The organism is Fervidobacterium riparium (assembly GCF_025370035.1).
Taxonomy (GTDB): domain Bacteria; phylum Thermotogota; class Thermotogae; order Thermotogales; family Fervidobacteriaceae; genus Fervidobacterium; species Fervidobacterium gondwanense.
In genome coordinates, this window is record NZ_CP009277.1 from 2,128,826 (window position 1) to 2,151,617 (window position 22,792).

Annotated in this window: 13 protein-coding genes and 1 CRISPR repeat array; all 13 genes read left to right on the plus strand. The window is 37.3% G+C overall.

The annotated features are described in order from the left end of the window. Positions 1 to 919: 919 nt before the first annotated feature. The 13 genes from cas6 (at position 920) to IB67_RS10235 (ending at position 22,772) form a co-directional block, all read left to right on the plus strand. Positions 920 to 1,711, plus strand: coding sequence for a CRISPR-associated endoribonuclease Cas6 (gene cas6 / locus IB67_RS10175; protein ID WP_424695336.1), 792 nt, complete (start codon positions 920 to 922; stop codon positions 1,709 to 1,711). 62 nt (positions 1,712 to 1,773) lie between these two features. Further along, positions 1,774 to 4,257 (plus strand): type III-A CRISPR-associated protein Cas10/Csm1, encoded by a 2,484-nt coding sequence (cas10, locus tag IB67_RS10180; RefSeq protein ID WP_424697070.1) that lies wholly within the window; start codon positions 1,774 to 1,776, stop codon positions 4,255 to 4,257. Positions 4,258 to 4,291: 34 nt separating this feature from the next. After that, positions 4,292 to 4,744, plus strand: coding sequence for a type III-A CRISPR-associated protein Csm2 (gene csm2 / locus IB67_RS10185; protein ID WP_339748060.1), 453 nt, complete (start codon positions 4,292 to 4,294; stop codon positions 4,742 to 4,744). Between the two features lie 27 nt (positions 4,745 to 4,771). Next, the gene (csm3, locus tag IB67_RS10190) at positions 4,772 to 5,500 is read left to right on the plus strand and encodes a type III-A CRISPR-associated RAMP protein Csm3 (protein WP_339748063.1); all 729 of its coding nucleotides are present in this window, start codon (positions 4,772 to 4,774) and stop codon (positions 5,498 to 5,500) included. Between the two features lie 49 nt (positions 5,501 to 5,549). Beyond that, positions 5,550 to 6,512, plus strand: coding sequence for a type III-A CRISPR-associated RAMP protein Csm4 (gene csm4, locus IB67_RS10195; protein ID WP_339748065.1), 963 nt, complete (start codon positions 5,550 to 5,552; stop codon positions 6,510 to 6,512). Continuing rightward, positions 6,509 to 7,618 (plus strand): type III-A CRISPR-associated RAMP protein Csm5, encoded by a 1,110-nt coding sequence (csm5, locus tag IB67_RS10200; RefSeq protein ID WP_424695331.1) that lies wholly within the window; start codon positions 6,509 to 6,511, stop codon positions 7,616 to 7,618. The genes csm4 and csm5 overlap by 4 nt, the downstream gene beginning before the upstream one ends. A gap of 25 nt (positions 7,619 to 7,643) precedes the next feature. Continuing rightward, complete coding sequence (locus IB67_RS10205) at positions 7,644 to 8,261, plus strand: hypothetical protein (protein ID WP_339748071.1); 618 nt, start codon at positions 7,644 to 7,646, stop codon at positions 8,259 to 8,261. A 1,371-nt stretch (positions 8,262 to 9,632) separates the two neighbouring features. Beyond that, positions 9,633 to 10,082 carry a ribonuclease HI gene (locus tag IB67_RS10210; protein ID WP_339747745.1) on the plus strand — a complete coding sequence of 150 codons (450 nt, stop codon included), beginning with the start codon at positions 9,633 to 9,635 and terminating at the stop codon, positions 10,080 to 10,082. Between the two features lie 85 nt (positions 10,083 to 10,167). Beyond that, the gene (locus IB67_RS10215) at positions 10,168 to 11,331 is read left to right on the plus strand and encodes a TM1812 family CRISPR-associated protein (RefSeq protein WP_339747748.1); all 1,164 of its coding nucleotides are present in this window, start codon (positions 10,168 to 10,170) and stop codon (positions 11,329 to 11,331) included. Between the two features lie 563 nt (positions 11,332 to 11,894). Next, a CRISPR array of direct repeats spans positions 11,895 to 15,447; the repeat unit is 36 nt; unit sequence GTCAGGAAGGAACCTCTCTCTGAAAGAGATGGAAAC. Between the two features lie 214 nt (positions 15,448 to 15,661). Next, a complete protein-coding gene (locus IB67_RS10220; RefSeq protein ID WP_498875314.1) occupies positions 15,662 to 16,315 on the plus strand; it encodes a DUF4230 domain-containing protein in 654 nt (217 codons plus the stop codon). A 13-nt stretch (positions 16,316 to 16,328) separates the two neighbouring features. Then, complete coding sequence (locus IB67_RS10225) at positions 16,329 to 16,943, plus strand: DUF4230 domain-containing protein (protein ID WP_072760983.1); 615 nt, start codon at positions 16,329 to 16,331, stop codon at positions 16,941 to 16,943. Between the two features lie 680 nt (positions 16,944 to 17,623). Further along, positions 17,624 to 22,012 (plus strand): hypothetical protein, encoded by a 4,389-nt coding sequence (locus IB67_RS10230; protein ID WP_072760981.1) that lies wholly within the window; start codon positions 17,624 to 17,626, stop codon positions 22,010 to 22,012. 1 nt (position 22,013) lies between these two features. Beyond that, on the plus strand, positions 22,014 to 22,772 hold the full coding sequence (locus IB67_RS10235) for a hypothetical protein (protein ID WP_072760979.1): 759 nt from the start codon (positions 22,014 to 22,016) through the stop codon (positions 22,770 to 22,772). Positions 22,773 to 22,792: the final 20 nt, after the last annotated feature.

Consider the following 22,792-nt stretch of genomic DNA (forward strand, 5'->3'; position numbering starts at 1 on the left):
GAACAACCCTTGTGTCAACCTTCAACATACAGAATTGCCACCATAAATTTGCAAAAGAAAATAAGAAATGCTATAATGCACGTTAGAGAAATCGCATCCTATCTCTATAAACGACCTAAAACGTGGAGTTCGAAACACGAAAGTTGCCCGACAATATTTGCTCATATCCGCATCAATACTATACTTTCTGTCATTGACAGGTTACTAATTTTTGCCAAGCGAATTTTCAATAAGTCATTTATTCATGCGCTTCTGCGTTGAATTTTAAGTGTTTTGTTTCACAAAGTGTTAATATCATCTTATTTTTTATATGTATTCTTCTTGATTTTCAGCTTGTGATTAGACATAATCAAAAAAATTCTCTACCTATTGTTACGATAATATTTCACAGTGAAAAGCTAACACAACTCGTTTATTCATCAGCATGCATCAAGAAACAAGCACAAATACCGGTAGGGAATCAGCATCAGTTCAAGAAAATCTGCAACTGTTAGCCATACTAAAACAAAATTTAGATAGTCTAACTTTGGAGGTAGAGAAAATCGCATTCCAAACTACATCTATTTATGCCTATTCTGGAAGGTAAGAGTCAGGAAGGAACCTCTCTCTGAAAGAGGTGGAAACCAAAAGTTTCAAAACTATTAATAAAAAATTTATTTGTTTTGTCAGGAAGGAACCTCTCTCTGAAAGAGATGATGGGAACCGGACGTTAAAAATAGCGCAAACGTTGAATTTATCCTTTTGATAGGTATTATCTCTGAAAGTGCTGAATTTATAAGCAAAAGTGGGACTTTTGTCCCACTTTATTTTTTTCAGAAAAATGATATTGTTTTTCTTTTGTTATATATGATATAATGGTAACGTAAATTTGTAACGTGCGGTTACATTAAGAATAATGAATAATAACAGGAGGGGTAGGGTGTTTTACAGTCTTCTGCTCAACGTAAAAGCTGAGAATGATGGTATTATTGAGTATTATCCTGGCCGCAAGATTCATGGTTGGTTCTTTTCTGTGCTGAAATCCGCAGATGAAAGAATTTCGAATGTCATGCACTCTAATATAAGTGATAAGTCCTTCACTGTTTCTTCCTTCCTTGGCAGGAACGTAAGTAGACCTTTAGAAGTTAAACAAGGTGAAGTCTACTCGATTAGGATAACCCTCCTTGAAGATAGCCTTTTCGAGCTTTTCAGCAACAAGGTGTTTGAGTCCACACTGAAAGACGAGAATGCTCGATTTGGGAATGTAACTTTTAAGGTGCTCAATTTATCCGTGGGACAGTCTAATAAGTGGGCTGGATTTACAACAGAAGAAGAACTTTTCAATAAGGATAATACGCAAACTGTTGTCAAACTAAAGTTCTATACACCCACTCTTTTTCGCATCGGGGATTTGCATTTGAGAGAGCCCGACCCTGAGAAGGTCTACACAAGCCTTATTAGAAAATTCAACAAATACAGCAAGGTAAAACTCGATGAGAACTTGGTGGGGAAATTTAAGGATATAAAGATTTTGGAAAAAGACACAATTCTAAAAAGAGTAAATTTTGGTGAATTCTACTTGCAAGGTTTCGTTGGAACTGTTACGTTCGAAGTGCCGTATGAAGATAAGCTTGTAGAAGCAGTGAACGTGCTTTCCAACTTTGCCTTCTACTCAGGTGTTGGTTACAAGTCGACAATGGGATTAGGGCAGTGCAAAAGGGAGGAACTCTGACCACTGTCGCAAAATAATATCAAACTTTGGAGGTTACAAATCCATTAGGGGGGCAGATATATATGGATGCTATAAGTGAAAAACAAAACCTGAAGCATATTTTGTATTTAGCATCTCTGTTCCATGATATAGGGAAATTTAGGCAACGTGGAAAAATGAGTGACGTGTTGAAAAATGGTATCAAAGATGAGTACAAATTCCAAATTAGTGAGAACAAATCAGGATTGGCTCATCAGTACGTTGGTGCATATGTTTACTCTAAGTCAAAGCTTCCCTACAGAGACACTGTCTCTGCAATCATTTCAAGACACCACGAACAGTTGTCGAATCTAAACTCAGAACCAGACGTCCTTGTAAAGATAGTAAGTCTTGCGGATAAACTTTCTGCATCAGAAAGAGAAAACTATACCGCACAACCTGATGATAAAATCAAATTTATGAGATCCATAATTTCCTCCGTCTCTTTAAATAATGTCGAGAAAGTGAAATTCTACAAAAAAGTATCGAAATTTTCCGAAGCATTAGAACCTGTTGAGCAAGCCGCAGCAGAGCAAATATCCGTAGAAGATGTGTACGAAAAGCTTTGGAGCGAATTTGAGAAGTTCATATCTGATGGTGAGCTTGAAAGTAGATGGGGAAAAGAAAATGATCATGATGTACTTGGGAGAATTTATTATTTACTCAAAGAATACACCTCCAACATTCCTTCCGCATTCTACTACAATGAACCAGACATATCTCTTTTCTCTCACTCAACCACAACCGCCGCTATAGCCGTCGCTTTATATAAACAATTTGAAAATGAGCTTTTTGAAAAACAGAACGATAGATTTGTAAAAGCCGCAGAGATTCTCAATAAAAAAGAATCTTTTTCTCGAAAATACCGAGAGAATAAAACTTCGCAAGCAGACCCGGAGGATGAAGAGATATTCGGTGTTATCAAAGGTGACATATCGGGAATACAAGATTTCATATACAAAACCTCTTGGCGAAACGGTCTCAAAAAACTTAGAGCCAGATCATTCTTTATCGCCTACCTTTCGGAAATCATAGCCAGATACATCATAGACAAAGAAGGGCTATACCAATCAAACATCCTTTACTGCGGTGGTGGGCACTTCTACTTGCTTGTTCCTGCAAAAACAATTGATAAGTTGGAAGAATACCAAAAAGATATAGAAGAAAAAATGTACAAAGCGTTTGGATTAGACTTGGCTGTTCTGCTTGGTGGAATCAAGATAAATATTTACGACCTCATAGAATTCAAAGTCCACGACAAACTGGCAAGAATTCTTGAAGAAAAGAAAAACAAAAAATTTGAGAACGTGATAGACCTTGAAATGTTTATTCCTGAAGACTTCTCTGGTCCGAGATGTCCGTACTGCGGAAGAAAAATGCTGCAAGTTACAAGGAAAGAAGAAGAACAAGAAGAAGCATTTGAATGCGTATTTTGTGAATCTTTTGCTGAACTTGGAAGAAAACTTGCAACCTCGGAATATCTCAAAATAGAAAAATGCCCGGAGCTAATTACACCACCAGTAAACGTGTACGAAGTTTTCAAGATGTTCGGTTACGAGCTAAAATTCAGCGATAATCCAGACAAATTTGCCTTTGCAATTGACAAAGCGACATACGATCAAAACAAGGCAATGTACTTTACTAAGATGGCAAGTTACGTGTACAAAAAGGCAGGTAAGTACTACGAAACTCCAGCCGACCTCGAGACGATAGCACAAGAAGCTGAGGGACTAAAAAGATGGGGACTGCTCAGGGGAGACGTTGACAATCTTGGAAGAATATTCCAAACACTGCAAGTGTCTGATAAAGAAAAAAGAACTCCGATATCGTTTGTTTCCACACTCTCGTCTGAGCTTGAATCATTCTTCAGCATAGTTATAGAAAGAATAGTGGCTGAAAGACACGAAAAATGTAATGTCATATACTCGGGCGGTGACGACTTCATGATACTCGGTCCATGGAGTGAATTGCCATTACTTGCAAAGGATATAACGAATGAATTTAGAAAATACAGCAAAAATGATGAGCTATCAATATCCATGGCAATAGCAGTGGCACCTTCAAGAAAATTCCCGGTTTACAAACTTGGAACGCTGGCTGGTGAGTATCTGGACGACAAAGCGAAATCATATAAACGCACATGCAATAACAAAGAATTAGAAAAATCGGCCATCTACATGTTTGGGGGGTGTGTAGGTTGGGAAGAATTCGATAAAGTTGAAGCGTTCAAAAACGACCTCGAAAGCCTTATAAACAAAAACGTGACCAAGAACATCTTTTACATACTCACAAGACTTATAGAAAAACAAGAAAGAAACGAACCAACAAGAATCTGGAGGCTGTATTACTACATAGCAAGGCTCGAAGAACGCCACAACGCGGAAACGAAAAAGGAAATACACGAACTATTCAACAAAATACTTGTAAACAAGAACATGATACATCCAAAGCTAAAGATCTCAATAAAATGGCTCCATGACAAACTGAGAAAAACTGAAGAAAGAAAAATAAAAGAGCCAACAATATAACCCAAATCCTATACACAAATTAGGAGGTGCTAATATGAACGGCGGGGGAAAACCATTTGGAAACCAGGGGTTCAACCAGCAGCAACAAAACCAAAACCAAGTACAGATAAAAAACAAATTTGGTGAGGTCAAGAACTTATTTGTTTCAGGTAACGTTGACTACAACAAACTTTACAGCTTATCAGAGGAAATTGCGAAGAACCTTGAAATTAACAGCACCAAAATCAGAAAATTTTACAACCATGTAAAGAAACTTGAACTGGATAAAGATGTGGACATAACACGCGATCTGAACAAGTTTGTTGCAATGCTCATGTACGATGTTGGAAGAGAAGGAAAACCGTTCTTGAAAGACTTTGCATCGGGTATGAAAGAAGTCGTAGACGTTGTCAAACAAAAAAAGGGCGATGAACTAATAAAACACTACAAGTATTTCGTTGACTTCTTTGAATCCTTAGTTGCGTACCACAAATTCTACAAAGGATAAATGAAAAAATAATAAGGAGGAGTCCATATGGAAGTTAAAAAATTCAAAGGAAAATACATATTACAGGCTAACATAAGGCTCTTGACGGGATTGCACATAGGCACCAGCAAAGATGACCTTGAAATAGGCGGACTTGACAACCCAGTAATAAAAGACGCACAAGGTAGACCGTACATTCCTGGCAGCAGCTTAAAAGGAAAACTCAGAACATTGTCCGAATTCTTCCATGGAAAAGTATCGAACAACGGAGAACCACATGGTTGTGGGGACGAAAACTGCGAAGTATGTGGCCTATTCGGTGCAGGCATCAAAGGAAAAGAAGGAAAACCTTTGTATCTTAGAAGACTCATAGTACGCGACGCAATGTTAGACCCAAAATCTGTAGAAGCATTTGAAACATACTTAGAAACAAAATATACAGAAGTCAAGCACGAAAACTCAATCAACAGATTAACATCCGAAGCAAACCCGAGACAACAAGAACGCGTCCCTACCGGTGCAGTCTTCCAATCAGAATTCTCAGTTAACATATTTGAAAACGACGGAACAAAGTTCATTGAAGAACTGCTTAAAATAATGAGACTTCTTGAAGACGACTACATTGGCGGTAGCGGTTCAAGAGGATATGGAAAAATAAAATTCGAAGACATAGTAATTAAGAAGCGCAGTGTTGATTTCTACAAAGGAACAGAAAATGAGGAGGTTATCATTTCCGGAGCAAAATCAGTAGACGAAGCACTCAAAGCAATTAAATAATGCACTACAAAACGTTTGAAATAAAACCCAAACTGAGGAAGTGATGCATATGACCTACAAAGTAAAATTGAAACTCAAAGGACCTCTCCACATCGGTTATCTTGACGGGGTCTTTGAGGTGTCTGAAGCAACAATACATGCCGATACAATTTTTGGCGGATTAATAAATGGCTACAACTTGCTATTTGGCGAACAAAAAACTAACGATTTAATTGAAAAAATTAAAGAAAGCAATTCAGAGCTTCTAATCTCATCTGCATTCTTTTACGTTGGAAACAAATACTTCTTGCCGAGGCCAAAAGGCGAGACATTTGGCTTAGAAGACAAAATACAACAAGTCAAAAAAATAAAGAAAATCAAATTCGTTGAAGAAACAATCTTAACTGAGTCAAAAAGCGTTGGAGAAGAAAACCTCTCGCTACCGTTCCTACTTGCAGACAAAGCTCAAAAAGAATTAGAAGAATTTTACATCATATTAGAACGTCCAAGAGTCATGGTTGCAAGAAACTACGCAGAATCAAACATATTTTACTTCTCAGAAGTTCACTTCAAAGAAGATAGTGGACTGTGGTTCTACTTAAAGGTCAGTGATGATATAGAAAAAGAAATATTAGCGGCGTTGAAATTGCTTTCCGATGAAGGGATAGGCGGAGACCGAACGTATGGCTTTGGACAATTTGACTATGACTTAATCCCAATAAGCCTTCCAGAACAAGGAGAGAACTATTTGCTTCTCTCGCCATATATTCCAGATTCAGAAGACTACGAAGAAAACTCGAAAGAAATCACAAAATTTGCAAAGGCGTACGAACTGCGGTATAGAACAGGCTACATCCACAATAGCGACAAAAAAGCAAAAAGAGTGACGATGTTCGCAGAAGGAAGCATATTCACAAAACCAGTAAAAGGAAAAATACTTGATGTAACACCTGACAATTTTGAGTATGACTACAGAGTTTACAGATACGGGAAAGCATTCCTACTCCCGTTTAAAGGGGGTAACGGAAAATGATGAGACTTAAAATCGAACCAATGTCACCTATATTCATCGGTTCCGGAGAAAAAGTAACAAAATTCGAAATGCTCATAAGAGGCGACAGGACGTATATATTAGACTTTGACAAACTGATGAACGACGACAAATTCGTTGAAGAATTCGTCAACAGAGTGGACAGAATACTAAATCCTTCAGAAAAAGACAAAGCGCTTGAAGACATATTTAGAAAGCTAAACATAAACATAGACACAGTAAAAAAGCACGACTTTAAAACGATAATTGACAAAAAAACTGGAAAGCCGAGAACATTGCAAATTCACACATTCATCAGCTCGGCAGGAAGAAAATACATTCCAGGCAGCTCGTTAAAAGGAGCAATAAGAACAGCGCTGATAAAACAATATCTCAGCGATGAATTCGCCAAACACCTTGAATCACGATACAGGAACGTTGAAAATGAAATCTTTGGCGATGCAAAAAAGTCTGTATTCAAATTTCTACAGATCTCAGACAGTACATACATAAACAGCAAATTTATTGCTTTTAAAATGTACAGAATTTTAAACATACTAAAACAAAAGGGTAGCATACCTCAATTTCTTGAAATCTGGCTTCCAAAGAAAGTTACAAATATTCCTGAAGAAAACTATGTTGAGTGCACTTTAGAATTCAAGACATCATGGTACAGAAAAAACCAATCAGCAGGTACGATACGTGCAGAAGGAAAAATCACTCACATATCCAGCACACTTGAAGATAAACAAAAGTTCATTGCGATAATGAAAGAAATTGCCAAAAACTCTATCGAGCGCGAAAAAACAAGAATATCACAAATGATTGACAAAAATGCTCAACAACAGCTTATGCGATTTTACGACGAACTGAGCAAAGAAAACCAAAAGGACAACGTATTCGTACTAAGAGTAGGTGGACACTCAGGTTTTTACTCCAAAACAGCTTTCACAAAACCATTAACACAAGCACAAATTGAGACACTGAGAAAAATTAACAGACACTGGAAATTTAACCCAGCAATGTTCCCTGTGACGGTAAGAGTAGTTGACGTAAACGCAAGCACAATAATGCCACTTGGCTGGTTAAAAGTAACCGTTACGAACTAAACAACAAAATTGGGGGAAACGCAAATTGCTCGAAATATATGTTGAATGGGACTTCAAAAAACCGGTACTAATTAATGACGAAGAAATAACAAAAATCAAAGAAAAAATTGGAGAACGCGCCGCATCCGTTTCGCACATACTATCCAAAAAATACTACTTGCACGAATCCGGATACTATATTCTTGGTAAAAGTTACATGAGAATAAGAATTTTGACAAACCGCGTTGGCTCCGTCATGAAAAACCTTGTGAATCTAAGGCTCGGCGGAGCCATCCTCTTAAATTTCAGAGCCAAAGAAATACAACCACGAACAGAAGGCTTTATCATCGCGCCTGAAACATTTGGAGAGCTAAACTATGATACATTCATATCATTTATAGAAGATTACTACTTCAACTTAGCAGACAAAATCTTCAATGAAGAAGAATGCGAAAAAAAACTAATACCTGTGATAACTCCATACGAAGAAAAAATCTACCGTGTCCAACTATTCGGAGACGAAAAAATGATTGAACTATTCAATATAATCGGACTCATAGATTCAGAAAACCAAAGATTCCTCTACCACAAAAGAGACCTAAAAGAACTAAGAAAGCTTGCTGGAAAACTATACACTCAAACACAAATCCAACATACAGAGTAGATAAAAACCAAGGTTGTAAAAAAACACAAGCGAAACAGGGAATATATGATATCGCGCAACTCAGCGCAAATAAAATCTTTTCTTCAACTGCCAACGCCCTAAACCGCGGAGACCAAAAGACAAATTTTGCACCACGATACTCACTAATAACCGCATAAATACTATACTTCTGGTCATTAGAAAGTTGATAATTTTTGCAAGCTACATCGTCGAAAAATCTTGTATTCATGCGCTTCTCCGTTGAATTTTAGGTATTTCATTTCACAAAGTGATTTTATTTTCTTCTTTCTCATACGTATTCTTCTTGCTTCTCCGCTTGTGATTAGACATAATCTAAAAAATTCTCTACCTATTGTTACGAACATATTTCAAAGTGAAAAGCTAACTCAAATCATTTATTCATCAGCACGTATTAAGGAACAAGTGCAAAAACAGGTAGGGAATCGGCATGGATTCAAGAAAATTTGCAACTGTTAGCCATACTAAAACAAAATTTAGACAGTCTAACTTTGGAGGTAGAGAAAATCGCATTCCAAACTGCATCTATTTATGCCTATTCTGGAAGGTAAGGTCAGGAAGGAACCTCTCTCTGAAAGAGATGGAAACAAAACTGGTTCTATAGTTCTTCCTTCTTATCCTTAGATTAGAAGAGACCTCACCGAAAAAGTTAAAAACAACTGTTAAAATATCTCTAATCTTTCTAACCTCATGTTGGGAAGGTTATTCTTCTGAAAGAGATGTTAAGAATGTGCATTGAAAGTATTATTTAACATCTCAGTGTTAAAACGAGCAAAGGCTCCGCAACGTACGGAGCCTTTATTTTTTTATTCCATCAAAGCATTCCTTCAGCGTTTCCCTCCTTCATTTTTTCCTGCCAGTTTCGTGCTCTGTCTAAGTCTACCATCCGATTTTTGCGGAACTGTTCTGATTTTTCCTTCAGCATGTGTTTAAGGTATGAGTGAAGATGAAAAAGGATGGAAAGAATCGTTTTAAACAGTGATACATCGAGCGTGAGGTATAAATGTCAGTTGTATAATCGGAACCATTGAAGTGATTGCAGGTGTATTGGAAGTGCAATAGAAAAATAAACTTAAACTTCATTTGTAGGAGGTGAGATTATATTAGGAAAGAAGATGTTATTTGGTGTTATCGCGGTTGTTTTGCTGCTTGAGGTATTCAGAATCATGGAATACATGATTGCATTAATAAGTATTTGGACTTGAATATGATTTAAAAAAGCGATGAAAACAATGGGAAACGAACAAAGAAGTTTTAAAAGTCAGATGTACAAATGGAACAACCGGACTGAACACGAAAGTGCAAGGTCCGGTTCATTTTAAAACTAAACTGACAAAGAGGAGGTTGGTAAAGATGTTAAAAGTTTACACCGATGGTTCATACAAAAACGGATTCGTTTCCTACGGATTTCTTCTTTCATCCCCGGTCCTTGGCGGAGAACAGATAGTAGCCAAGGTCAGCAAAGCAACAACGGAGTTACAAAACGTAGAGGCTGAACTAAAAGCCGCACTCTACGCCCTGAACTACGTAAAACAGGAAAAACTTGACGAAAAATTCCCAGTGATCGTCCTGTGCTCAGACATAGACATTATTAAGAAGGCACTGAGTGGGAAAGTGAACTCTCAAAACCCAGAAGTTGTGAAATATGTAGAAGAGCTTAAGAATATAGCCAAGTCACTCAAATGCAGACTCTGTTTAGAAAAAGTTAGAGGACATGAAAACCACGTACACAACAAACTCGATATTCATCTCAGAAGAAAAATTAACAGATACGTAGCAGAACGCACTCAGGCGTATGCATAAATAAAACGTTCCATGGACTTTTCCCGAGCCTTTAATGGCTCGGATTTTTAATTTCAACAAAAGGTAAAGAAAGGCAGGGATGAATATGTCCACTATGGTGGTATTGTTTACTCCATCGAAAGAAAATAACTTGGTTGAAAAATCGGTATACAAGTTTTCAAACGGTTCTACTGCTACAGGAATGTACTTCTTAAGAGCCATGACGAGATATGTGAAAGGACGTAAAGACCTGACAAAAATATTAATATTTGCTGAAGAAGATTGCGAGATAAGAGCGCTTGAGGAACTTGCTGGATATGAAAATACAAAAGCCCGCAGGAACGATATAAAAGAATTAGAAAGAATAATATCAGAAACGTACGGAGCAAAAACGAGTATAACAGTACTTCCATCGATTAGATGTATAAAAACAGACGAAGATAACATAGAGTACCAGCAGACGCTACTCAGAGCAATCATACAACATCTATCGACGGATATAGAGAACGTATATATCGATATAACTTATGCAAATAACATTAGTGTATTATTGACACTTGGCATAATACTTCCGGCAAGGTACGTAAGTCTCAAGAAAATATACATCTACTATGTCAATATGAATTTGGGAGAAAAAGCCAAAAAGGTTCTTGAAATGCCGATTTTTGAAAAGATGATAACTTTGGACGAACAACTTGCTGCATTTGAACTTAGTGGGAATTTTAACCTTCCCCTGTTGACATTTTTGAAAGAAGACCAACAAAAAGAAGTGGAAGAAATATACTACCAATTCGAACTAAACGACATGTCGGAAGAATCAGCAAATAAACTTAGAACTATTGCAACGATGAAAGAAACGCAGAACTATTTCCTTATAAACGTGAACAAAGAACTAAAAAGAATATCGCAAACCAAGCATGTTGAAGAGCTATTTTATGAAAAAGCCGCTTTTTATCACAAAAGAAAACAATACTTCAAGGCTATCCAGTTGATATTTGAAGCCATAGTCAGCGGTGCAACAGTCATGCTCTACGGAAGAGGAAAAGAAACAAACCTGAATTACAGAGCGAAAGCAAAAAACAAAATCGAAAAACTATTTCCGCCAAGCTTAGCAAAAGAATTCATAAAATTAAGGAAAATGAGAAACCGCATAGCTCATGGAATAAACCAAAACCGAAGGTACTACGAAACAAAAACAGAAGAACTCGAAACACTTTTTAACGATGCTATAAAGATATACCAAACCATAAAACAGAATTTGAAGTCATAATTCCAAAATAGATGGTATAATATATATACATGGTATAATATATATACGTAGTAGCTGTGAAAAGCACATCTTTTCAAACCTTCAAACGCCCTAAACCGTGGAGACCAAAAGACAAATTTTGCACCACGATACTCACTAATAACCGCATAAATACTATACGTCCGGTCATTGGCAAGTTGATAATTTTTGCAAGCTACATCGTCGAAAAATCTTGTATTCATGCGCTTCTCCGTTGAATTTTAGGTATTTCATTTCACAAAGTGATTTTATTTTCTTCTTTCTCATACGTATTCTTCTTGCTTCTCCGCTTGTGATTAGACATAATATAAAAAATTCTCTACCTATTGTTACGAACATATTTCAAAGTGAAAAGCTAACTCAAATCATTTATTCATCAGCACGTATTAAGGAACAAGTGCAAAAACAGGTAGGGAATCGGCATGGATTCAAGAAAATTTGCAACTGTTAGCTAACTTAAAACAAAATTCAGACAGCCTAACTTTGGAGGTAGAGAAAATCGCATTCCAAACTACATCTATTTATGCCTATTCTGGAAGGCAAGAGTCAGGAAGGAACCTCTCTCTGAAAGAGATGGAAACTTTTTTCTTTACCATTTACTGTTACCTCAATCTCGATGTAGTCAGGAAGGAACCTCTCTCTGAAAGAGATGGAAACTAACTATGCGCTTGCCGTTAAAATCAATTACGATAACACCCGGTCAGGAAGGAACCTCTCTCTGAAAGAGATGGAAACTAGCTTCTTGTACGGATATTTGCGTTGACTCGGCATAAGAAGTCAGGAAGGAACCTCTCTCTGAAAGAGATGGAAACTGTAATTCCTCAATTTTTTTGTTAATCACCTCCTCAATTTGTCAGGAAGGAACCTCTCTCTGAAAGAGATGGAAACAACTCTTTTAGTTTCTCCAATTCCTTAATTTTCCTGTTAAGTCAGGAAGGAACCTCTCTCTGAAAGAGATGGAAACGCTCTACAATTTTTGGATCTTCCACTAATGTTAATGTATGTGTCAGGAAGGAACCTCTCTCTGAAAGAGATGGAAACTATTTCAACAATTCTTTTAGTTTTTCAATCTTGTGATTCAGTCAGGAAGGAACCTCTCTCTGAAAGAGATGGAAACAATCTCGCCTTCAGGAAGAGATACCTCAACTCTTCCTTTTTGTCAGGAAGGAACCTCTCTCTGAAAGAGATGGAAACAGGCTATCTCTAGCCTGCCTTTTTTGTTTACACCGTTCACGTCAGGAAGGAACCTCTCTCTGAAAGAGATGGAAACACTTCCAACCTACCTTTTTTGTTTACACCGTTTACTGTTACGTCAGGAAGGAACCTCTCTCTGAAAGAGATGGAAACTTTTCCTGTTAATCATTTCTTCGATTTCTTTTGGATCATCGTCAGGAAGGAACCTCTCTCTGAAAGAGATGGAAACTAACCTCTTCATACTTTTCACCTCTTTCTCTTTTTTTGTCAGGAAGGAACCTCTCTCTGAAAGAGATGGAAACCGTTTACTGTTACCATAATTTCGAGATATAGTCTCTTCATGTCAGGAAGGAACCTCTCTCTGAAAGAGATGGAAACGTGCGGCTATGTAAGGCTCTTCCAAACTTATCTTCGCCGCAAGTCAGGAAGGAACCTCTCTCTGAAAGAGATGGAAACCCTTGGTGAGCCCTTTTAACTTTACCTCAGGTATTTTTAAGTCAGGAAGGAACCTCTCTCTGAAAGAGATGGAAACTCTCGTTTGAGAATTCGGGAACATTGTCCACATACTTACACGTCAGGAAGGAACCTCTCTCTGAAAGAGATGGAAACCATCTTGCAAAAAGTTCATCTACAAGCTCATTTGGTTTACAGTCAGGAAGGAACCTCTCTCTGAAAGAGATGGAAACCAGATTTGATATGTTCATACTTGATTCCAAGATCTTTAGTCAGGAAGGAACCTCTCTCTGAAAGAGATGGAAACAGGGTGTGTTGACTGTTACTTTGAGTCAATCCTTTTAATTTGAGTCAGGAAGGAACCTCTCTCTGAAAGAGATGGAAACTGGTTGTCCGTTAATAATAACTTTAATTTCCAAGTACAATGTCAGGAAGGAACCTCTCTCTGAAAGAGATGGAAACTTCTTTGGTTGACCGTTAACTAAAATCTGTAACTCGAGATAGTCAGGAAGGAACCTCTCTCTGAAAGAGATGGAAACTCTTCAATAGCTTTTTTGTCTGTTATTAATGTGAGGGTGTGTGTCAGGAAGGAACCTCTCTCTGAAAGAGATGGAAACCCATTGTGCATACTCATATATAAACTTGTCATAGTCAGTATGTCAGGAAGGAACCTCTCTCTGAAAGAGATGGAAACACCCCGTTAGAATAAGACTTGATGCTTTTCTTCTATCTGAGTCAGGAAGGAACCTCTCTCTGAAAGAGATGGAAACAAAACAAACACACTGCCATTAGGAAAAGCAATTGTCTGCTCGTCAGGAAGGAACCTCTCTCTGAAAGAGATGGAAACCCATTGTGCATACTCATATATAAACTTGTCATAGTCAGTATGTCAGGAAGGAACCTCTCTCTGAAAGAGATGGAAACTACTCCCTCAACGGACAAAGCTCAACATAACTACATCTTTGTCAGGAAGGAACCTCTCTCTGAAAGAGATGGAAACTTTTTTCCTTACCATTCACTTTTACTGTTACGTCAAGATAGTCAGGAAGGAACCTCTCTCTGAAAGAGATGGAAACTTTATTAGCTCTTCAATAGCTTTTTGGTCTTGTATCAGCGAGTCAGGAAGGAACCTCTCTCTGAAAGAGATGGAAACTATTGACGGTACTATATTTCTTTTAACTTGTTTAGCTCTGTCAGGAAGGAACCTCTCTCTGAAAGAGATGGAAACATAAGCTTTCACAATAACTTTATATGGCAGCCCATCGTAAGTCAGGAAGGAACCTCTCTCTGAAAGAGATGGAAACTCGATAAGCTCATCATTCAATTTTGTTGGTCTTCCACCTTGTCAGGAAGGAACCTCTCTCTGAAAGAGATGGAAACAAACTCTGTAGAATCCAATGTTATTGTTACAATCTCATTCGTCAGGAAGGAACCTCTCTCTGAAAGAGATGGAAACCTTTCCTATCTTCAAGTAACTTAAAACCTTTTTTACCATCAGTCAGGAAGGAACCTCTCTCTGAAAGAGATGGAAACCGTCTTGTTGTTTGTTTTGTTGCACTTCTTGTGAACTGTCGTCAGGAAGGAACCTCTCTCTGAAAGAGATGGAAACTTTGTTTGTTTCGTATATGTATAATTTGCTAACCTTTTGTGTCAGGAAGGAACCTCTCTCTGAAAGAGATGGAAACATGAATTCAAGTTTCTCCCATCCATAGTACAAAAAGCCTTGTCAGGAAGGAACCTCTCTCTGAAAGAGATGGAAACTTGGTACACCATAATCAGCCATGTTGAATATGTTGTACGTAAGTCAGGAAGGAACCTCTCTCTGAAAGAGATGGAAACTTTTGCGCATCTCTTGCTACGGCGATTAGTTCTTCGTCTTGTCAGGAAGGAACCTCTCTCTGAAAGAGATGGAAACTTCTGCCGCCTTTCCTTTTATCGTTAGTGTTACGTCTTGTCAGGAAGGAACCTCTCTCTGAAAGAGATGGAAACCCGATTTCGTTTCCATATTCGTATGAATATAGCTTCACCATGTCAGGAAGGAACCTCTCTCTGAAAGAGATGGAAACATCCTCGGTCGAGTGCTTCGTTCACGTTCCAGTACGCATTGGTCAGGAAGGAACCTCTCTCTGAAAGAGATGGAAACGTCTGTGTTTGTTTGCTCTTATGTTATCGCTTAGTTCGTCTCGTCAGGAAGGAACCTCTCTCTGAAAGAGATGGAAACCAAAATCCAAAGTTTCTATCCTTTCACTTGGTTCCTTTGGTCAGGAAGGAACCTCTCTCTGAAAGAGATGGAAACGTCTGTGTTTGTTTGCTCTTATGTTATCGCTTAGTTCGTCTCGTCAGGAAGGAACCTCTCTCTGAAAGAGATGGAAACCAGCCGGAATGAGTACAAATACTTTCGTTTCACGGTTCCGCGTCAGGAAGGAACCTCTCTCTGAAAGAGATGGAAATTTTTCTTGCTTTGATTTTTCCGTGTCGTACATATTCGTATGTGGAAAAGGCACTTCTCTCTGTAAGAAAGTGGGGGCTAAATTGTTCGAATACTTTTAGCAAAATGTGATTAAAAAGATATGTTTTTGGATGGTGAAAGCTTAAATTTACGCTGCTGGGGGTGAACTTATGGATGTTTTTAAGTCGATATTGTTTATTGTAGTGTTTATTTTTTTTGATAGGCCTACTTTTATTCGTGGTAGTAAAGTTTGCTTGGAAACAAATCGTAGATTTTTCTGCAGAGGTGTTCGGAATAGGAAGAAAGGTCCAAAAGATATCATTTCCCACTTATATATCGGAGATTAGGAAGATAGGAAGACTCGTCACTTTGAGGGCTATGTATCAAAAAGTTTATATATACAATAAAAATAAGGATTCTGTAATAACTTACGAAGAGTATAAGAGAATTTTAGCAAGTGTAGAGGATGGTAATATTATAGATAAGATAGCAAACTTTTTATATGGATATGAATCGGCAGCTCACCTTGTCTACGTTTTTAGAGCGGGAGTTGATTTGAGTGAAATAAGTGAAGAGAATGTTGAAATTGATTTCGAAACAAAACAAGCGACAGTTACCGTACCTGAGGCTAAAATATTTGAACAGTACTTTGTTGAGAAACTCGAGCATTACACAGATATATACAAGTCATTAGTTGCTAATTTACCAGTTGAAGCCGAGAGAAAGATTCATGAGATAGCAGAGGCAGATATTGATAGAGAAAGAGAAAGAATTGAAGCTGAAATACTCCCGCAGGCTAGAGAACGCGCAAAGATTTTTGTTGAACAACTTTTAAAACAGTTAGGCTTTGAGACTGTTATGGTTATGTAGATGGGGTGGGAATATGGGTAAAATAAAATCCTGTATTTTAGTTATATTCGGACTTTTGGTGACTATAGTAGTGCTCGGGTTTGTTTGGAATGAGTTTTTTGCAAATAGGAACGAAGAAAACACATCGGTTAATCAAGAAGAAGAAAACACATCGGTTAATCAAGAAAATGTGGTTATACTGAAAAAGTTACAAGAGGTGTTGCAACTGGATTTGGTTAAGTATGAGATAGAAAAAGTTTTTGGAAAAAGAGTAGAAAATAGGTTTTTGAATATACCATTTGGTGATAAGGAACTTATCTTGATGTGCAAGGCTGATGTAACGGCGTATGTAGATGTTTCAAATCTAACAAGCGCAGATGTTGTAGTTGAAGACAGAACAGTAAAACTAACCCTTCCGTCTCCAAGAATAGAATCACGCTTTTTAGAGCAACCGACTGTACTTAAGAAAGACGATTACGAATCGCTTGAGGAATGGCAACAGTTGGAGAATGAAGTGCTTCAAGAAATCGAAGAGGATGCTAAAAGAGCTGGGATAATTGAAGAAGCAAAGGCTCAAGCATCGTATATTGTAAAGAATTTAGTAACGTTGCTCGGATTTGAAGATGTTGAAATAACGTTTGTCGATTAATAAAATTCATTGCTTCAGATTCTAAATATCGATAATATAATACTGTACGCGGGATTTAACCCCGCGTTTCATTTCAAATGAAACTACAAGGTTTCTCTTTAATTCAGGCAACATCAAATTGATGTGTGAAAATTACTTTCTCTTATAATTAGTAAAGATTGTGGGGATAGTGTGTTTTATAATCTTCTGTTAAACGGACAGATCTAAAATGCCGGCATAATAGAATACTACACAGGGCGAAGGATTCGTGGTTGTCTTTTCTCCTGCCTTAAATCCGCTGATGAGTAAATCTCAAATGTTATCCCTTCTAACATAACCAAATAAGTCCTTTACGGCTTCTTCCTTCCTCAGTTATCTTCAACTCTTATTTGAATTTCAGATACTTTGAGTTTATTGTGAATATCATCAATGATGTATTTTTGTTACCTTTCAACCTTGGTGAATTTGAAACTTTTGTTTAATCTATTCAGATGTTGAATTAACACTTTGTTTTGAGAAGGAATGTACTCTTTTCAATTTTTTGTGGCTTTAGACGTGATTGCATCATTGTTTCGGTTTTGGTCATGTCAATGATGCCTAACGTAATCGTATCACAATTGTATGCTATAATTAGTTATGGTAGATTCAGCCTTTACCTATAAAAGTTGTATGTGTGTAAAAATAAGATGAGGGGGAATAGTATGAGATTGTTTCAGCAGTTTTCTTTTGCTGGTTCTGATGAGTTTGTGAGAATGATTAATAGTTTTTTCGGCATAGTCAGAAAAACGATTAGTAAATCGATAGACGATTCTGAGAAGAAGGTTGATAGCTTAAGAAAGCTATCAGACGTTTTGGAAGCTATGAACATTGATGTTAGTAAGAAAAGCAATCTGTACGGGACGGGTAACTTGGTTATCGGTGGTTTGTATGATATTAAGTTTGATTTCGGTGAAAAGTTTTTCCATGATTATATTGAACTTAAGGATGTTATTTTGCTTGTTCCTGATAAGGATGGGTATTTTTATTTCGAAGGTAGTAAGCTTTACTCTCCATTTGTCGTTTTTGATGGGTTTAGCACATCAGATGAGTTGGAAGTTTTTGAAGAGAATGAATCTGTTGATGATTTATCAATGAAAGAAATTTTAGAAAAGAGTATCAATCTTTCTGAGAGTATAGTCCTTCAAGGTTACTATTTGAATTTTCTTTTTGCTCTACTCAGGATTGTTTATGAAAGGGTTCGCGATAGAAGAGTCAATTCAAGCTTTAGAAGCGCACTTTTGAATCAGCTCGTTCAAAAGATAGGGGTAATCTTTAGTAGATATTATTCTAAAACTGGGCGGTGGTTGGCCGTAAAGGTGCCTAATTTCTTCCTCGCAGACGAGCTCAATGATATATCGTATAATTCGGAACCACGAAAGGTTATTTATCCAAATGAGCAGGTTAACGATAACCTCAGGCTGCCACATTCTTCACATTTTGGGATTGTTGATTTGCTTGAAACTCCTGAGTCGGATAAGATTGGTCTAACGCTTACGTTGATAGATAGTGATGATTTGTCTTTTGATTTTGATAATTTGAGAATTGTTAATAAAAGATTTACTATTTCAGATTTGTTGAATGGGAATATCTCATCGCCCGATTTTCTGTCTTTTGCTACTAAACAGATTCCTTTCATTTTGCACTCCGATGCAGCAAGGATGTTGATGGGATCAAAGAATTTGAAGCAAGTGATACCTGTCGAGGAAGCCGAAGAACCGATTATCAAAACAGGTTTTGAAACGCAAAAATATGGCGTGAACGCACTTGTTGGGTACGGGCTTTTCTACGGTTTTAATTTTGAGGATGGCATAGTAGTTTCAGAGAGTTTTGCTAAGAAAATGAGAGTAAAGATTAAGGAAAGTGAGAAGTTTACTGAAGAGTTCATTTCAGCCAAGAGTTTCACTTTTAATGAGGGGAAATGGAAGTTTGTTGGTAACAAGGTTGAAGCAATAATCGAATGGAAGGTCAAGCCCGGTGAGAGTGTTTATTATGGAAAAGAGTTGTTCGAAGTTACTATAAAAGAAGACGAAAAAAAGAAAAAGAGTTGGATACGTACGTATGAAGGAAGGTATGAAGCAAGAGTTGTGAATCTGCCTAAGGATGCTTTTCCAGTACCTTCTGCAGTTTTTGATGAATATGTGATAAGTTTCTATATAGACTTCGAGGTTTACAAACCTTTAGAAGTTGGAGACAAACTGATGGGAAGACACGGAAACAAGGGTACTGTTTCTCTGATCCTTCCAGACGAACAGATGCCTGAAGTGGAAATAGGAGGGAATCGTTACAAACTCGATGTTATCTTGAGTCCACTTGGCGTTGTTTCAAGGATGAATTTGGGACAGTTGTACGAGACCCATTGTTCAGTTGCCGTAAAACACGCCAATTTTAACCTGCCTATACCAATCTCTCCTCTGGAAAATATGAGCTCTCGTTCAAATGAACTTCTGGATTCTCTCCGTTCAATAGGTGCTGATAAATACGGAAGGTTTAGGGTTTATTACAATGGTAACGTTTGGTATCTTACAGCTGGCTATCAATATATGGTGAGGCTTGACCATTGCGTGAGGGATAAGATTCATGTTGTGGATATAGCAGCAGAAAGTGAATTAACAGGTCAGCCAAAGAAAGGTAAGTCAAATAATGGTGGTCAGAAGTTTGGAGAGCTTGAGTTTTGGAGTTTGCAATCATATGCAAATAGAAAACTTACAAAACTGTTCGCTCAAAAGAATTTGAGTAGTTTAGCAAAAGGTAAAAAAGCAAATTTGACAGTCTATCCTGAGGATATTTTGAACGAGATTTTTGATTATGTGTTCGGTATCAGGTTCGAGTTGAAATCAAATGGTTCATCTAATTGCAGTTGCTTCAAGTTAGCTAACAATGTTAATACAAAACTCAATGTCGATTTAGAGCTGTTGAAAATATATGTAGACTCTGCCTTGAGGAATTTAGATCGTGATACTAAGAGAAAATTTGGCTTGTACAGGATTTGGTATATGATGCAGAAATCACCTGATGTTAATCAGGAAATTGAGCAATTTTTTGATTTGTTGGAGAATTTTGTAGGAAAGGAAAGCAAGAGTGTTGATGATATAAAAGAGATAGACAAGTTTATCAATCATAGCAAATATTTAGAAGCTGTGTTTGAGCATGTGAGCGAGTTTGAGAGTGTTAAGAATGGAATTAAACTATCTCATGGGCCTAATGGAAATGTTGAAAAGTTCGCAAAGCTGATAGAGAATTTCTGGAATAAGATTGTTGTAGTTCTCAAAGAAGTAAAAGCGGAAGGCTCTAAAAGAGCAGATTTTAAATACATAGAAGATAAGATTAAGAAATTACTCTTCAAGAAGGAAGGTTTTGTTCGTGAGATAGTTATCGCCCGAAGATTACACTATTCGGCGCGAACTGTTATTTCTCCGATGCCTCTTTCTAAGCTAGATTTGGAAGGTCTTGTGGTTGATTTGGATGTTGATACTGTTATTTTGCCTGTGGATTTTGGGATTGCTTGGCTCAAAGATAGAATTTCGGTTATTTCAAAGGACAAAGTTGAAAGAGCTTTAAGGGGAGACAGCAAGGAGCGAAAAGAAATCGCAAGGCTGTTAACTAAAGAACTTATCAGCGATGATATTTATGTAGTCTTGATAAGGCAACCAGCTATTCACAGGCATTCTGTTCAAGCATTCAGACCTGTTTTTTGGCAAAACTATACGATAGGACTTCCAATAAACGTGTGTGAAGGTTTCAATGCTGATTTTGACGGAGACACTATGGCGGTGATATACCCAACTGAGCAAACAGAAGATATCAAGGAAGAATTAAGAAGTATGTTGCCTTCACGCAATCCTTTCAAGCTGGGTAATGGCGAGCTTATATACTCGATAGACCAAGATATGGTGTACGGCTACTATTGTGAGACCGGAAAAGAGAAAAAGGCTTTGAAGAGCGAAGCCGACAAAGTAATCAGAGATTATGCAAGGCAAGGAAAATATGATGAGATAAAGGAATATATAAAGTCAACTATTTTAGATAAGTATGTTAGATTGGCAACGGAAAGAAATCTTACACTGAGTATTTTTGAAATACTCAATAATACTGGCAGCTTCGAGGCTATTAAGAAATCAAAGTGTAGAGGGAACGATAAGCAATACAAACAGCTTAATTTTGAAATCAGCGTTGAAGAGAGAAAGATTCAAACAGGTTTCGTACAAGGTTTAAGCGTTAAAGATTACTTCAATCCTGAAGATGGTTTGGTCAGGAGAGCTCGAAGGACGTTGATGGATAAAAAGTTGAAAGTTGCGGATGCCGGATATTTGACCCGTAAACTCGTTGAATTCGTAGGAGCTATTAAGACGTCTGATAATACTGATGAATTTGTTGAAATTAATATAGATCTAAGTACCTTGCCAAATGGATTTGATAAGAAAAGGTTCTTATACCGTTACATAAAGGTAGGGGACGAAGTTAGATTTGTGGAAAGTGAAGATATGATTCCGGATAGGTTTGTGCTACTTTCACCAAAAGTTGTTGAAATTGGCAATGGTTGGTATATTAGCAAAAAATGGTGTGGGTTTGATGTTTCACGATTAAAGGAATTTAATGATAATGAGTACATAGGAATTTCAGCAGGGCACGTTATAGGAGAGCGAGGAACGCAACTTTCGATGGAGACGTTCCATACTGGTGGAAAGGGTTTGAATATGGCGTCTGTTAGGGAGAGTATTCTTAGGAATGCGTTCAATAGTGAAAATTACAGTAAATTTCTCGAAAACGTTAGTAAAGACTTTCAGCGTGACATGGGGGAAGGTTATCATCTGTTTAGTTACCTTGACTCAAAATCTTTGTATTTTGAATTGATTTACAATTTTGCTCAATATATTAAGGGGTTTGGAATCACAAGACCAGGAGATTACCATTCTAACATAGACCTGAGAGGTGCTCTCACTTGCATGTCGTTTGAGAGAGGGCTGGATATTATAAAAGAAATTGAAATAGGAAAAGATTACGAAGAGAAACATCCAAGAGTAGAGTACTCTTTCTTCTGGAGGTGGATGTAATATGGCAATTAGGCAAAAACAAGAGCAAAGACAAGAAACTAAACTAAAACAATCACAAGTTCTTGTAGACGAGAGAGTTATAGTTACTTCAGGAAGCGAAGAAGAGACGATATATGATATTACTGAATCGTATGATGATGATGCTTCTCAAAGTAGTGAGCGTATCGATTCTCAGCTTTACGGAGAATGGAGTATTGACCTGGAAATAGGCATTAAATTGACACCAAAGAAATCGTTCTTGGTTGTAAAAACAGACGTTGGTTATAAATTACTTTTCAGCGGGGACTCTGAGGAGAAAGTTAAAGGGTTGGTAAATTTGTTTGCTTCTTTCTTCCCGTTTGAAGAACTTTCAAAAGAAAAGCTGTTATATGTTTTGGAAGATGAACGGCAAGGAGAATATAAGTTCTCGATTGATAGAAGTCTGAATGATAAGAGCGTGTTGCTTCCAAATGGAGAGATAGTTCCAATAGTTCTCTTGAAAAGAAAGAAAGGAAGAATTGAAAATCAAGAGGATAAAGACTACAGAGAGTTTCGGGGATTGATATTTGATGAGTTTGAAATTTTGGAAGAGTTGAAAAAGAAGGAATATTTTGAACTTTTGAAAAAAATGCTAAACGGAAAAAGTGTTGAGGATTTTCCTGATGTTTTTTATGAAGTTTTTAATACAACAGAAGAGAAACGTGAACGCCTTCGTAATTTACTGAAAAATAAGAGAGTGAAGAGTGTAATTGAAGAGATTGTAAGAAATGCAAACAGCTAATGTATGAATGTAGGAGGTCT